Origin of the sequence: Pedobacter aquatilis (genome assembly GCF_032678425.1) — a bacterium.
GTDB classification, from domain to species: domain Bacteria; phylum Bacteroidota; class Bacteroidia; order Sphingobacteriales; family Sphingobacteriaceae; genus Pedobacter; species Pedobacter aquatilis_B.
Genome location: NZ_JAVTSG010000001.1, coordinates 406,661 through 420,813, shown reverse-complemented (window position 1 = coordinate 420,813; position 14,153 = coordinate 406,661). Strand labels below are relative to the sequence as shown.

Annotated in this window: 10 protein-coding genes; 7 read left to right on the top strand and 3 right to left on the bottom strand. The window is 36.4% G+C overall.

Features of this window, described 5'->3' with window-relative positions; translation table 11 throughout:
- The first annotated feature begins 29 nt into the window (after positions 1-29).
- The 5 genes from R2Q16_RS01630 to R2Q16_RS01610 all read left to right on the top strand — a co-directional run bounded on the left by R2Q16_RS01630 (position 30) and on the right by R2Q16_RS01610 (position 4,686).
- Positions 30-1,844, top strand: coding sequence for a MutS-related protein (locus R2Q16_RS01630; protein ID WP_316734781.1), 1,815 nt, complete (start codon positions 30-32; stop codon positions 1,842-1,844).
- 63 nt (positions 1,845-1,907) lie between these two features.
- Positions 1,908-3,245, top strand: coding sequence for a GH1 family beta-glucosidase (locus R2Q16_RS01625; RefSeq protein WP_316734780.1), 1,338 nt, complete (start codon positions 1,908-1,910; stop codon positions 3,243-3,245).
- A 50-nt stretch (positions 3,246-3,295) separates the two neighbouring features.
- Entirely contained in the window at positions 3,296-3,700 is a 405-nt protein-coding gene (locus R2Q16_RS01620; protein ID WP_316734779.1) for a hypothetical protein, read from the top strand.
- A gap of 182 nt (positions 3,701-3,882) precedes the next feature.
- Positions 3,883-4,203, top strand: a complete 321-nt coding sequence (locus R2Q16_RS01615; protein ID WP_316734778.1) for a hypothetical protein — start codon at positions 3,883-3,885, stop codon at positions 4,201-4,203.
- Positions 4,204-4,254: 51 nt separating this feature from the next.
- Positions 4,255-4,686 (top strand): putative signal transducing protein, encoded by a 432-nt coding sequence (locus R2Q16_RS01610; RefSeq protein ID WP_316734777.1) that lies wholly within the window; start codon positions 4,255-4,257, stop codon positions 4,684-4,686.
- Between the two features lie 267 nt (positions 4,687-4,953).
- On the opposite strand, the gene R2Q16_RS01605 is transcribed toward R2Q16_RS01610, so the two are convergent.
- The 3 genes from R2Q16_RS01605 to R2Q16_RS01595 form a co-directional block, all read right to left on the bottom strand.
- Positions 4,954-7,233 (bottom strand): aconitate hydratase, encoded by a 2,280-nt coding sequence (locus R2Q16_RS01605; RefSeq protein WP_316734776.1) that lies wholly within the window; start codon positions 7,231-7,233, stop codon positions 4,954-4,956.
- A gap of 189 nt (positions 7,234-7,422) precedes the next feature.
- The gene (locus tag R2Q16_RS01600; RefSeq protein ID WP_316734775.1) at positions 7,423-10,188 is read right to left on the bottom strand and encodes a bifunctional aconitate hydratase 2/2-methylisocitrate dehydratase; all 2,766 of its coding nucleotides are present in this window, start codon (positions 10,186-10,188) and stop codon (positions 7,423-7,425) included.
- Positions 10,189-10,598: 410 nt separating this feature from the next.
- Entirely contained in the window at positions 10,599-11,216 is a 618-nt protein-coding gene (locus R2Q16_RS01595) for a polysaccharide deacetylase family protein (protein ID WP_316734774.1), read from the bottom strand.
- Between the two features lie 74 nt (positions 11,217-11,290).
- Here R2Q16_RS01595 and R2Q16_RS01590 point away from each other — a divergent pair, with 74 nt between their 5' ends.
- Together R2Q16_RS01590 and R2Q16_RS01585 are read left to right on the top strand one after the other, a co-directional pair.
- Positions 11,291-12,646 carry a TolC family protein gene (locus R2Q16_RS01590; protein WP_316734773.1) on the top strand — a complete coding sequence of 452 codons (1,356 nt, stop codon included), beginning with the start codon at positions 11,291-11,293 and terminating at the stop codon, positions 12,644-12,646.
- Between the two features lie 99 nt (positions 12,647-12,745).
- On the top strand, positions 12,746-14,086 hold the full coding sequence (locus tag R2Q16_RS01585) for an efflux RND transporter periplasmic adaptor subunit (RefSeq protein WP_316734772.1): 1,341 nt from the start codon (positions 12,746-12,748) through the stop codon (positions 14,084-14,086).
- Positions 14,087-14,153: the final 67 nt, after the last annotated feature.

The window sequence follows — 14,153 nt, the reverse complement described above, 5'->3', positions numbered from 1 at the left end:
ATCTTTAGAATTTTTGAGATTCAAATATAATGTTAAAAACGCAAGAGGAGATAATTTTTAGTTATAGCCAGAATATAGAAAGTGTAACAGCAACAATTGACCGAACAAATAAACAGGTAGAGAACTTTTCTTTTTTAAGGATCGGTTTGTTCCTGGCAGAAATTACTTTATTCGTTTTGCTGTTAAATTCTGCAGATAATTTTTGGCGAACATTTGTGCAAATATGCTTAATCATACCTGTGGTTGTATTTGCTTTTGTAGTGAAAAAACAAAGTAAATTAGATAAGGAAATCGACTACCAGAAGCAACTATTATGGGTTTATCAAAATGAATGGAATCAACTAAACGGATTAAATAATGGTTATGAGGATGGAGGTTTATTCGAGTTAGCGAATCATCCATACAGTTCCGACCTGGATATCTTCGGAAATGCTTCACTTTATGCCTTAATTAACAGATGTTTCACCAAAAAAGGTAAATCGCTGTTGGCTAAAAGTTTATCAGAAACGACTAACCGCCAGAACATTTTATCAAGACAAGAAGCTGTTAAGGAAGTTTTAAATTATATTGATGATACTTTTGATTTCAGGGCAAATTTACATGGTTCTGATGTTGATAAAATTGAGCGGATAAAAGAACAATTAAACAATCAATTAGGTACACAATTGGCTTTCGTAAAGAATCCGGCGCTAAGGATTTACGTGAAGCTAGTACCTTTTATTTCTGTAGGATTACTCCTAGCTGCCATAATTTTTAACGGTATTTTATGGAATATCTTAACACTTTACTTATTAATTAACACCACTTGGGTTATAGCGAAGGGCTCGAAGGTTAATAAAGTGTATTACAGCTTTAGCGGTGGTTCAAATCTGTTAAATGGTTATGCTGAAACCATTCGTTGGACCGAACGATACAAATGGAAAAGTGAGTACATTCTTACATTATTTTCTTTCTCAAAACCTGTAAGCGATGATATAAAGATGCTTGCAAAGATTATCCAAAATTTTGATGCGCGGTTAAACATTGTTGTAGCAACAGTTTTAAATGCTTTTTTACTTTGGGATTTGAAATGTTGCGTTAATCTTGAGCAATGGTATGAAAGCTCGTCAAAAGATGTTGTTGCTGCGCTCGACCAATTAGGCGATTTCGAAGAAATTATCTCCCTAAGTACCCTGGCATATAATCATCAGGACTGGGTTTTTCCAGAAATTAAGGCTGATTTCAAATTAGAAGTTGCTGAAATTGGTCATCCTTTGATTCCGGTTAACATTAGAATAAGTAATAATTTTAAGGTAGAAAATGCTGCAACGGTTGATATCATTACCGGTTCGAACATGGCCGGGAAAAGTACCTTTTTAAGAACGATTGGAATTAATGCGATTTTGGCTTACACCGGTGCGCCTGTTTGTGCAAAGCAGATGCAACTTTCCGTTTTTAAGCTAAACACGTACATGCGGATAAAAGATTCGCTAAATGAAAGTACATCTACATTTAAAGCAGAGTTAAACCGCTTGAAAATGATATTGGATAATGTTGTTAAAGATAAAGATACCTTTGTTTTGATAGATGAAATGCTGCGTGGTACCAATAGCAGGGATAAATACTTAGGTTCGAAAGTTTTTATTGAGAAACTTATTGCTGAAAAAACACCAGCATTATTTGCTACACATGATTTGCAATTAGCCGATTTGAGCGCAGAACACGAGGAAACGGTTAGAAATTTCCATTTCGATATTCAGATTAATGATGGTGAAATGAAATTTGATTACAAGCTGAAACATGGAGCATGTTCTACTTTTAATGCGGCTATTTTATTAAAAGAAATTGGTTTAGCGCTGAATTAACAAGTTAAAGCTTAACGGTTTATTAATATTAACTTCTCATATTTAGCCTGTTAATTTACATAAATGATAAAAGCTTCTGATTTCGGGAACAACTTTTTATGGGGCGTTGCAACTGCTGCTGCCCAAATAGAAGGTACATCTGATATGTATGGCAAAGGTCCATCCATTTGGGATACTTTCGCGGCTAAAAACGGTAAAATTAAAAAGGGTCACAAAATAAATGTAACCTGCGATTTCTATCATCGTTTTAGAGAAGACATTGCTCTTGTTAAAGTTTTAGGGTTTAAAATTTTCAGGTTTTCAATAGCGTGGACCAGAATTTTGCCCCTGGGTAGAGGAGAAATTAATCAGGAAGGTATCCGCTTTTATCATCATGTAATTGATGAATGTTTAGAAAATGGAATTACCCCTTACATTACCTTATACCATTGGGATTTACCGCAGGCTTTAGAAGATGAAGGTGGTTGGACAAGTTTTAGCATCAATGCAGCTTTTAACACTTTTGTAAGTATCTGTGCAATTGAATATGGTGATAAGGTTAAAAACTGGCTCATCATTAACGAGCCTTTTGGTTTTACCTCGCTTGGTTATATGCTTGGTGTACACGCTCCGGGGAAAACAGGTTTAAGCAATTTCTTTTCTGCTGTTCATCATACTGCTTTGGCGCAAGCCGATGGCGGGAAGATTCTTCGTGCAGAAATTAATCGGGTAAATATTGGTACAACTTTTTCTTGCTCAGAAATTTTACCTTACACACAAAGTGATAATGATATTCTGGCTGCAAACAGGGTGGATTGTCTAATGAATAGACTATTTATAGAACCGACTCTTGGTTTGGGCTTTCCTACAGCAAATTGGGATGTTCTGGAGAAGTTCCAAATTGAGTATGGGACATGGCGACACATGGATAGGTACAAATTCGATTTTGATTTTATCGGGCTACAGAATTATTTTCCTTTAACGGTAAAATACAATGCCTTTATTCCGGTTATTCAGGCTTGGGAAGTGAAGGCCAAAAGCAGAAAAAAACCACATACTGCGATGGGTTGGGAAATTAATGCAGATAGCTTTTATAATATCGTGATGAAGTTTACTAATTATTCTGGCGTTAAAAATATTATGATTACAGAAAATGGTGCCGCTTATCACGATAAAATTGTAGATGGTAAAATCGAGGACGCTGACCGTATCGAATATTTTAAATTATACCTGGAGGCTTTACTAAGGGCTAAGCGAGACGGTGCACCGGTTTCTGGTTACATGGCCTGGACATTGATGGATAATTTTGAATGGGCCGAAGGTTTTAATGCAAGGTTTGGTTTGGTCTATAATGATTTTAAAACTCAGGAACGAACAATCAAAGAATCTGGCTATTGGTGGCAGAAGTTTTTACTGGATTAATTGTAGCGTTTGATTTAAGCAAATCGTTTTTTGTTTAAATTTAAGCTTATATGAAAAACGCATTCCTTGCTAAATACCCAATCATACTATTATTTTTCTTTTTATTATCTCTAATTTCTTGTACTGAGGAAGATTTCAAAGGCTCAAAAAGTAATGATGAGCAAGAACTTTCTAATTTAAGAAATGAACTACAAAAAATTTCGGATCAGGTTGCTTGTACCAATGCATCAGATTGGCGCATTGTACCAATTGGCGCAAAACCTTGTGGTGGTGCAAGTAGTTTTATTGCTTATTCTATAAATATTGATGCTGTAGAATTCTTAAAAAAGGTTGAAGTGTACAATAATAAGCAGAAAGCATTCAATGTAAAATGGGGAATGAGTTCTGATTGTGCCGTAATTGTTGGCCCTAAATCAATTACTTGCGAGAATGGTAAACCTAAGTTAAATTTTTAATAATTATTTTCACATATTTATTTAGACTTAATCTAAATAGTGTATATTTGAATGTTGATTTGAGTAATCAATATTATCATTTGGTTAGTTTTTGTAAGCCCTGTTTACCTGTTCTGATTTTGGAACAGGTAAATCAGGCACTATAAGAAGCTAAGCAGATGAACAATTTTAAATACATTCTTATGTGCAAAACCATAGTTCTCGCTCAAAATCAAAACATTACCATTGCCCAATGTCATAACTGCAAAATTTTAAATATTTGGCGTTCTGGAGTTTTAATGAATTTTTCTTTTGAACAATTTAAAGTTTTTCACCAGTCAACCCGAAACCTTGATTTTGATGATTACCTGGAAAATCGCCCCGATGGGAAAGAGGTTGTGATTTTATCTACACCATTCCCTGATATAAGCCTGGTTTTTACCAGAGCTGAATGGCAAGAGTTTTTTGAAACGATTGAGGAAGCAAACTATATGCAAAGCATTTATAAATTGGTGCATAGTTAATTGAAAACTTAATTCTTAGTTTATCATAATTGATAAGTATATTTACTGTCTATGAATGATAAAACAATTGTTTATGCCACTTATTACAATCCACTTGAGGCTAATATAATTAAAGGCAGATTAGAAGATAGTGGCTTCTCGTGCTTTTTGGCTGATGAAAATATTTCAACACTGAATCCATTGTATAACCAAGCGGTGGGTGGCATTAAATTAATTGTTTTTGAACGCGATGTTGAAGCCATAAAAGATTTGTTAGCGCAGGATTTATCATTAGATAGCGCTGAGAATTTTGCAGCATACACACCTGAAGAAACTATTGGAGTGCACTGCGAAAAGTGTAATTCTATTAATGTTGGCTATGGTTTGGCCACACAACCCAAACGCAGAAGTTGGCTAAAGATAGTTTCCTTTCTTTTGTTTTATTTGCCCGTGATTGCCAATAAATGTTACCACTGTTATGATTGCGGTTACGAGTTTGAATAGTTAGTTTTCTTAGGTTTACCTGATTTTGCTAAACCCGGTAGGAGCGGAAATACTTTTTGCTGCAGGTTTTCAACAAGTCCTGGTTAACAATCGCAAAAAGATTTAAGCGGATAACGGGACTTTCGGAACAGAAGCATCATTGAAATTGCTTTTCTAATAAAAATCCCATTTTGATTCACTCAAAACGGGATTTTATGCAATTAAGGAGAAAGAAAAGCGTAATGATAAGCTACTTATCTTTGTTCCTTACTCTTTACTCATTATTTTTTATTGTTCGGCTTTTGCTGCAGCCTCTGCTCTAATAATATTTAGCGCTCCTCCTGCTTTAAACCAATCTATTTGCTGCGCGTTATAGCTATGATTAACTGGGAATTGTTCTTCTGTTCCATCAAGATGGTGTAAAACCAATGTGAGTGGTTTATCAGGCGTAAATTCAGTTAAACCTAAAATATCGATTGTATCGCCTTCCAGGATTTTATCGTAATCATCTTTGTTGGCAAATGTTAAGCCCAACATGCCTTGTTTTTTTAAGTTTGTTTCGTGGATGCGGGCAAAGGATTTCACCAATACCGCACGAACGCCTAAGTGTCGAGGTTCCATAGCGGCGTGTTCACGCGATGAACCTTCTCCGAAGTTCTCGTCGCCAACCACGATTGAACCCAAGCCTGCTGCTTTATAATCGCGTTGCGTAGCCGGAACTGGGCCGTATTCGCCAGTTAAATCGTTTTTAACGGTATCTGTTTTATCATTGAAGTAATTTACCGCGCCGATTAACATGTTATTTGAAATGTTATCTAAGTGACCACGAAATTTTAACCAAGGGCCCGCCATCGAAATGTGGTCGGTTGTACATTTGCCTTTTGCTTTGATTAAAAGTTTTAAGCCTTTTAAATCTGTACCTTCCCAGGGTGTAAACGGGTCTAACAATTGTAATCTGTGTGAAGTTGGAGAAACCAAAACCTGAACGTTTGAACCATCAGCTGCTGGCGCCTGGAAACCTGCATCTTCTACAGCAAAACCTTTTGTTGGCAATTCGTAACCTGTAGGTGGGTCGAGTTTCACTTGCTCGCCTTTATCATTTGTTAAAGTATCCGTTAGTGGATTGAAACCTAAATTACCTGAAATTGCAATTGCAGCTACCATTTCTGGCGATGCTACGAAAGCGAAGGTATTTGGATTACCATCGGCACGTTTAGCGAAGTTTCTGTTAAATGAATGTACGATTGTATTTTTCTCTGCTTTCTCTGCACCAGTTCTATCCCACATGCCAATGCATGGTCCGCAGGCATTGGTGAAAATTGTAGCATTTAAATCTTCAAAAGTTTTTAAATATCCATCACGATCTGCAGTGTAACGTACTTGCTCAGAACCTGGATTTATACCGAATTCGGCTTTTGTTGCCAAACCTTTAGAAATTGCCTGGTTTGCAATTGAAGCTGCTCTTGATAAATCTTCGTAAGATGAGTTTGTACAAGAACCGATTAGTCCCCATTCTACTTTTAAAGGCCAGCCATTTTTCTCTGCTTCGGTTTTCATTTGAGAAACTGGAGTCGCTAAATCCGGTGTAAAAGGACCGTTTAAGTATGGCTCTAAAGTATCTAAATCAATTTCAATAACCTGGTCGAAATAGTTCTCAGGGTCTGCATAAACCTCATCATCGCCAGTTAAGTATGCGGCAATTTTATTAGCTTCATCTGCAACTTCATTTCTATTGGTTGCACGTAAATAACGTTCCATACTTTCGTCGTAACCGAAAGTTGAAGTGGTCGCACCAATTTCGGCACCCATATTACAGATGGTTCCTTTACCGGTACAGCTCATAGAGGTTGCGCCATCGCCAAAATATTCTACAATTGCACCTGTACCACCTTTTACGGTTAAAATACCTGCAACCTTAAGGATAACATCTTTGGCAGCTGTCCAACCGTTTAATTTACCGGTTAGCTTAACCCCAATTAATTTAGGGAATTTAAGCTCCCAAGGTAATCCAGCCATAACATCGCAGGCATCAGCACCACCAACACCGATGGCAACCATACCTAAACCACCTGCATTTACGGTATGTGAGTCGGTTCCAATCATCATTCCGCCAGGGAAAGCATAATTTTCTAAAACCACCTGGTGTATAATACCAGCTCCGGGATTCCAAAAGCCAATACCATATTTATTGGATACGGAAGACAAGAAATCAAAAACTTCTGCACTTTCTGTTTTTGCATGAGGCAAATCAATTGATGCACCTTCTTTAGCTGTTATTAAGTGATCGCAATGAACCGTAGAAGGAACGGCCACTTTTGGACGTCCAGCCTGCATAAATTGCAATAGTGCCATTTGAGCAGTTGCATCCTGCATCGCAACGCGATCTGGAGCAAAATCTACATAATCCGTTCCACGAGAAAATACTTTTTTAGGGTCTCCATCCCAAAGGTGAGCGTATAATATTTTTTCGGATAATGTTAAAGGTCTGCCAACAATCTTGCGGGCCGCATCTACTCGGCTGCCGAAGTTTGCATATACCTTTTTAATCATGTCTATGTCAAAAGCCATATTCTATTTTTTAAAATTATTGTCAGTAACTACACTAACTAAATTAAACAATTTTTAATACACTTATTTTTGAAATTTGTCAAAATGTGTTATTTAAAACCATTCTATGCAATGTTTGTGTAAATAAAAAAGCTACCCGATTATCGGATAGCTTTCAAGTTTATTAACAAATAAATTGCTTTTTTGTTCTTATTGTTTTGTAGAAATTGGTGTAAACTTGGTTAGGTTGATACCTTCTACAGCAACTTTATATTCTTCGATATTTGGAATACGGCCTAAGATTGCTGAAAGCACTACAACTGGTGTTGATGCGAGTAAAGATTCGCCTTTTTTACCATCTCTATCTTCTACCACACGACCTTGGAATAAACGGGTCGATGTAGCCATTACGGTATCGCCTTTAGCAGCTTTTTCCTGGTTACCCATGCATAAGTTACAACCTGGACGTTCCAAATACATGATGTTTTCATACTCGGTACGTGCTGCGCTTTTTGGTAAAGCATCGCTAAATTCAAAGCCTGAGTATTTTTGTAAATATTCCCAATCGCCCTCTGCTTTTAACTCATCAATGATGTTGTAAGTAGGTGCCGCAACCACTAATGGTGCTTTAAATGATACTGTACCGGTTTGTGCTTCAACGTTTTTCAACATTTGAGAAACGATTTTTAAATCGTCTTTATGCACCATACAAGAACCAACGAAACCTAAATCTACTTTTTTATCACCGCCATAGAAAGTTAAATCTCTGATGGTATCGTGAGTATAGCGTTTTGAAACGTCTGCATTGTTCACATCCGGATCGGCAATCATTGGCTCGTTGATGATATCTAAATCGATAACAACTTCAGCATAATATTTTGCGTTATCATCAGGCATTAAAGCTGGTTTAATGCCAGTTTTGACTTCTTCGATGCGTTTATTTGCTTTGTTAATCAAACCTTGTAAAACCTGGTTATGGTTATCCATACCTTTGTCAATCATGATTTGAATACGGCTTTTAGCAATTTCTAAAGATGCAATTAACGTATCATCTTGTGAAATACAGATAGAAGCTTTCGCTTTCATTTCTGCAGTCCAATCGGTAAATGTAAAAGCTTGATCGGCTAGTAAAGTACCAATGTGCACCTCAATAATACGACCCTGGAATACATTTTCGCCATCAAATTGTTGCAACATTTGTAATTGCGTAGCGTGAACCACATCACGGAAATCCATGTGTGCTTTCATTTCACCTTTAAAAGTAACCTTTACAGATTCAGGAATCGGCATGGAAGCTTCTCCGGTTGCTAATGCAAGCGCTACGGTACCAGAATCGGCACCAAAAGCAACACCTTTCGACATACGTGTGTGTGAATCGCCACCGATGATGATTGCCCATTCATCAATCGTAATGTCATTCAATACCTTATGAATAACATCAGTCATCGAGTGGTAAATTCCTTTAGGGTCGCGTGCGGTAATGACACCGAATTCATTCATAAATTTCATCAATTTAGGAATGTTAGCTTGTGCCTTTTTATCCCAAACAGATGCAGTATGACAACCAGATTGATAAGCGCCATCGACAATTGGAGAAATCACCGTTGCAGCCATTGCTTCTAATTCCTGAGCAGTCATTAAGCCTGTAGTATCTTGCGAACCTACAATGTTTACTTCTACCCGAACATCAGAACCTGCATGTAAAATTTTGCCTTGCGCTACGCCTACAGCGTTTTTGTTAAATATTTTTTCTACAGCCGTTAATCCTTGGCCTTCAATTGATACTTCTTTAGCCGGCGCAAAAACAACAGGTGCATCAATACCTAAAGTTTTAGCTGCAAAAGTCTGGATTTTTTTACCGAAAACGATGGCATAAGAACCACCTGCTTTCATAAACTCTAATTTTTGTGGCGTAAACGATTTTGGAATGCTGATTAACTCCTGGTCGCCGTTGTATAATTTTTTAGTTTTTGTATTAATGGTAAGAACTGTTCCTGTTTCTACAGAATAAACTTCCTCCAATATTGGTTCGTCGTTTTCATTACGAGCAACGTTTCCATTCTCGTCTGTTTTCTTTACCCAGTTTTGAAGATCTATACCGATACCGCCGGTAACATCAACTGTTGTTAAGAAAATTGGAGAAATACCATTAGTTCCAGCTACAATAGGGGCGATGTTTACAAAAGGAATATAAGGGCTTGATTGTTTACCAGTCCAAAGTGCTACGTTATTTACACCCGACATACGCGACGAGCCAACGCCCATAGTACCTCTTTCGGCTACCAACATTACACTCTTATCAGGATGTTGTGCTTGCAAGGCTCTAATTTGTGCTTGTGCTTCTGGCGTAATCATGCATTTTCCATGTAACTCACGATCAGAACGAGAGTGCGCCTGATTTCCAGGAGATAATAAATCGGTTGAAATATCACCAATACCGGCTATGAAAGTTACCACCTTAATTTCTTCTGCTACTTCAGGAAGTTTGGTAAAGAATTCAGCTTTTGCGTAACTTTCTAATATTTCTTTTGCGATTTCATTTCCGTTATTGAAAGCGTCCTTTAACCGGTCAGTATCTGCATCATATAAGAAAACCTGCGTTTTAAGTACATCAGCAGCTTTTTTAGCTTTGTCGCCATTATCAGCTAATGCGATATCTAATAAAACTTTGATTGAAGGTCCGCCCTTCATGTGTGATAATAGTTCGAAAGCAAAATCAGGTGTAATTTCTGCAACTACTGCTTCACCTGAAATAATTTCTTTTAAAAATTGTGCTTTAACGCCAGCAGCAGCAGTTGTGCCCGGCAAAGTATTGTATATAAAAAACTTAACAGCTTCTGCTCTGTTAAAGGTGTTTATATTTTTGATTTGGTCAATTATTTCGCTTAATAATTCAGCTCCATCAATAGGTTTAGGGTGAAGATCTTGGGTTTTTCGTTCTTCAATCTCCTGGATATAATCGTTATAAATACTCATCTTAGATATTTTATTCTTCCTGCTATCAGTTATGTAATTATACACACCCCAAATCGCTGCTCAAGAATACTGTTTTTGTGTATTAATTTGTATTGGTTAATCAAAAAACAAAGTTTTTTGTCTCTGAACAAAAATAGCAAAAAACAACCTTTAAATGCAATTTAGGCAGGCGATTAAGCAATTTGGAATTATTCTAAACTACGAAAAATCGCTGTAAAATTCAAGTCATAAAAACTTATATGGTAAGTGTGAAATTTTCACCTAGAGTGAGTTGATTTCAAATTTAAGTGCTGTTCAATTCCGAACGTTACTGTTCAATACTGAACAGCTAAATAGAAGTTATTGAAGAAATGTTGCATTATAATAAAGTAGCGCAAGATTTTTTTAATGGCACAACAATCGCTTAAAAGCTACAGTGATGAAAAAATAAAACCTTTGTCAGTAAAATAACTTAAAACGCGGGGTAATGCATATTCTAATCTATCAAATGCTTTCAAACTATCGTGAAAAACAATAATAGAACCGTTTCGGGTATGCTTTATTACGTTTTGATAGCATTTTTCGGGAGAAAGATTGATGTCGAAATCGCCGCTTAGAGTATCCCACATTACAATTTCAAGATTTGGAATTTGAGATTTGAGGATTGAAATTTGAGACTTTTTTATCCGCCCATAAGGTGGTCGAAAGAGATTAGTTTTGGTAAGCTCCTGGCATTTTAGGGTATTTTGAATATAGGTTTCGGCATCCGTAATCCATCCTTTTAGGTGATTAAAAGTATGGTTTCCGATGGCATGACCATCGTTTTTTACTCGTTGAAAAACTTCGGGATGCTTTGAAATATTATCACCAATACAAAAGAAGGTCGCTTTGGCATCAAAGGCTTTTAAAGTTTTTAATACAAAATCTGTAACATTGGGTATAGGTCCATCGTCAAAGGTTAAATAAATAACTTTTTCCTTTCGGGATTTATTCCATAAAAGTGATGGATAATACCATTTAAGCAGAAGCGGCGATTTAACAAGGTACATTGCCTTCAAAGGTAATAATTGCCTTGATAGATTGAAATTATTAAAGTTGTTTATATAGATTTGAAAAACTAATTATGAAGATGTTTACCACAAATAAGTTAATTGCCGGTTCTGCGTTACTATTGGCTTTGAGTTTTAATCAAAATGTTAAAGCTCAGGATGTTATTACCATTGAACAAGCTGTTGAAAATACACTTAAAAATAACCTGAATATCAAGCAGGCTGCTTTCAGCGCATCCGTTAGCGAGGAAAATTTAACGCAAGCGAAAAATGCGTTATTACCTACTTTAAACGGAAGTATTAATCAATCCATGCAGTGGGGTAGAAGTCAGCAGGTTTCGGGTTTGTTTGAAAATACTCAGAACTATAACTTAAACCCAAACATTAATGCAAACGTTGCGCTTTTTGGTGGAGGAACTAAACTTAATCAAATTAAACAAAATAAGTTCTTATTAGGCGCCAGCAAAACCAATGTAGATAAAGTTAAAAACGATTTGATTTTACAAGTAGTTACGGCTTATTTGCAGGTTTTAAACAATCAGGATCAGGTAAAAGCAACCCAGCAACAACTGGAAGTTGCAAACGCTACTTTAAAACGTGAGCAGGCTTTGTTAGATGTTGGTAATAAAACTTTGGCCGATATCTCTCAGGCAAAATCTCAGGCCGCAACAGCTGAATTGAATTTAACCGATGCACAAAACCAATTGGCAATTTCTTACTTAACTTTAGGTCAGTTAATGGAAATTCAACCACCAATGACATTTAAGGTTCAACCGCCATTGGTTAATGAAATTGAAAATTTAAAAACTACTTATGTACCTGATGATATTTACAAGCAGGCGATGGAAAGTTTTCCAGATATTAAATTGGCTTGGAATAATACAGAAGCAGCCAGGAAAGCAATTAACGTGGCAAAAGGAGGGTTTTTTCCTCAGATATCTTTAGGCGGAGGTTTAGGGTCTGCTTATTACTATCAGTTTAATGCAAGCCAGCTTCGTCCGAATGCTGGATTTACAGACCAGTTAACTGACAACTTTGGTCAGTTTGTAAGTATGGGTATTCAAATTCCAATTTTTAATGGATTTTCTACCCGTTCTAATGTTCGCAGAGCGAAGATTACATTTATGCAACGCCAAACTGATGAGGCGTTAGCTAAAAACAATTTAATAAAAGTAATTAATCAGGCCGTTGTAGATTTGAATGCCGCTAAAAGTCGTTACAGTTCAACGCAAAATGCTTTTCAGGCTCAAAAGGATGCTTTTTATGTGATTGACCAAAGATATAATGTTGGTTTAGTAAATTCATTAGATTACAGCACGGCACAAACTAACAGGAACAGAGCAGAAATTGATTTTATTTTAGCTAAATATGATTTAATCTTCAGGGCTAAAGTAATTGATTATTATTTGGGCAAGCAGATAACTTTTTAATATAGCAGAAAGCTAACAGCAGAAAGGCTAAAGCTTAAAGCCAAACATTTCAACTTATAAACATTACAACCTTAATACAAACAAACGAAATACAATATTATGAAACTTAAACACATTCTAATTACCATAGGCGTTATTCTGGCAATTCTTGTTGGATTAAGGCTGGCTGGCGTTATTGGTGGCAATAAAACAGAAAAAGTTACAACTGAAAAGGCATCAGAAAGAACGGTTGTAGAAACTGTAACGGCAAGTGGTAAAATCCAGCCAGAAACCGAAGTTAAATTAAGTTCTGAAGTTTCGGGTGAGGTTGTGGAGTTAAAGGTAAAGGAAGGCGATATTGTTAAAGCCGGACAATTACTTTGTAAGGTTAGACCAGATGTTTTGCAATCGGGTTATGAAAGAACTGTAGCGACATTTAACGCTCAAAAGGCTAGTGTAGCAGCAGCACAACAACAGTTGATTCAAAATCAGGCAAACTTTGTTAACTCAGAAGCAACTTATAAACGTAATGTAGAATTGTTTCAAAAGAAAGTAATTTCTGCTTCGGAGTTTGATGCAGCGAAAGCCGCTTATTTAACTGCTAAAGCAACTTTGGCAAGTGCTAAAGAAAATGTAACCGGTGCAAAATTTACACTTGAGCAAACTGGGGCAAATGTAAAAGAAGCTGGCGCAAACCTTGCCAAAACCACCATTTATGCACCTGTTGATGGCGTTGTGTCTAAACTTTCCATCGAATTAGGTGATCGTATTTTAGGTACATCGCAAATGGCGGGTACAGAAATTATGCGTATTTCTAATCTATCATCAATGGAAGTAAATGTTGATGTGAATGAAAACGATATTACTCGTGTTAAAGTTGGAGATAAAGCTTCAATTGAGGTTGATGCATTCTCTGATAAAAAATTCAGAGGTGAGGTTACTGAAATCGCAAGTTCATCAACCGCTGTTGGAACTACAACTTCAACTTCGGTAGATCAAGTGACAAACTTCTCGGTAAAAATCAGAATTACTGAAGAATTAGCTGGTAAACAACAATCTATTTTCCGCCCGGGTATGTCGGCTACAGTTGATATTGAAAGTGAATCTTTGAAAGGTTTATCTTTGCCAATTCAATCTGTATTTACCGATAGTAAAAATAAATCTGGTGATAGCGGAGAATCGAATAACCAGGAAAACAGCGATAAGCAGAAATCTAAATTATCTGATAAAACCGTAAAACAATTCGTATATGTTTACGATGCTACAAGTAAAAAAGTTAAGCAAACTGAAGTAACAACGGGTATCCAAAATGACCAATTTATCATTGTTAAGACGGGAGTTAAAGCAGGTCAGGAAGTTGTTACAGGACCATATTCTGCTATTCAAGGCAAGTTAAATGATGGTATGATTGTAGAAAAAACATCTAAAGACCAACTGTTTAGCAAAGACGGTAAAAAGTAAGATTTAGATAACGATATTTAATAATTAAATTGTCCCGGTTTAAAACACAAACCGGGATTTTTTTATT

Coding starts and splice junctions, on each gene's coding strand:
- R2Q16_RS01630 (WP_316734781.1), top strand. CDS start 30: ATGTTAAAAACGCAAGAGGAGATAATTTTTAGTTATAGCCAGAATATA.
- R2Q16_RS01625 (WP_316734780.1), top strand. CDS start 1,908: ATGATAAAAGCTTCTGATTTCGGGAACAACTTTTTATGGGGCGTTGCA.
- R2Q16_RS01620 (WP_316734779.1), top strand. CDS start 3,296: ATGAAAAACGCATTCCTTGCTAAATACCCAATCATACTATTATTTTTC.
- R2Q16_RS01615 (WP_316734778.1), top strand. CDS start 3,883: ATGTGCAAAACCATAGTTCTCGCTCAAAATCAAAACATTACCATTGCC.
- R2Q16_RS01610 (WP_316734777.1), top strand. CDS start 4,255: ATGAATGATAAAACAATTGTTTATGCCACTTATTACAATCCACTTGAG.
- R2Q16_RS01605 (WP_316734776.1), bottom strand. CDS start 7,233: ATGGCTTTTGACATAGACATGATTAAAAAGGTATATGCAAACTTCGGC.
- R2Q16_RS01600 (WP_316734775.1), bottom strand. CDS start 10,188: ATGAGTATTTATAACGATTATATCCAGGAGATTGAAGAACGAAAAACC.
- R2Q16_RS01595 (WP_316734774.1), bottom strand. CDS start 11,216: ATGTACCTTGTTAAATCGCCGCTTCTGCTTAAATGGTATTATCCATCA.
- R2Q16_RS01590 (WP_316734773.1), top strand. CDS start 11,291: ATGAAGATGTTTACCACAAATAAGTTAATTGCCGGTTCTGCGTTACTA.
- R2Q16_RS01585 (WP_316734772.1), top strand. CDS start 12,746: ATGAAACTTAAACACATTCTAATTACCATAGGCGTTATTCTGGCAATT.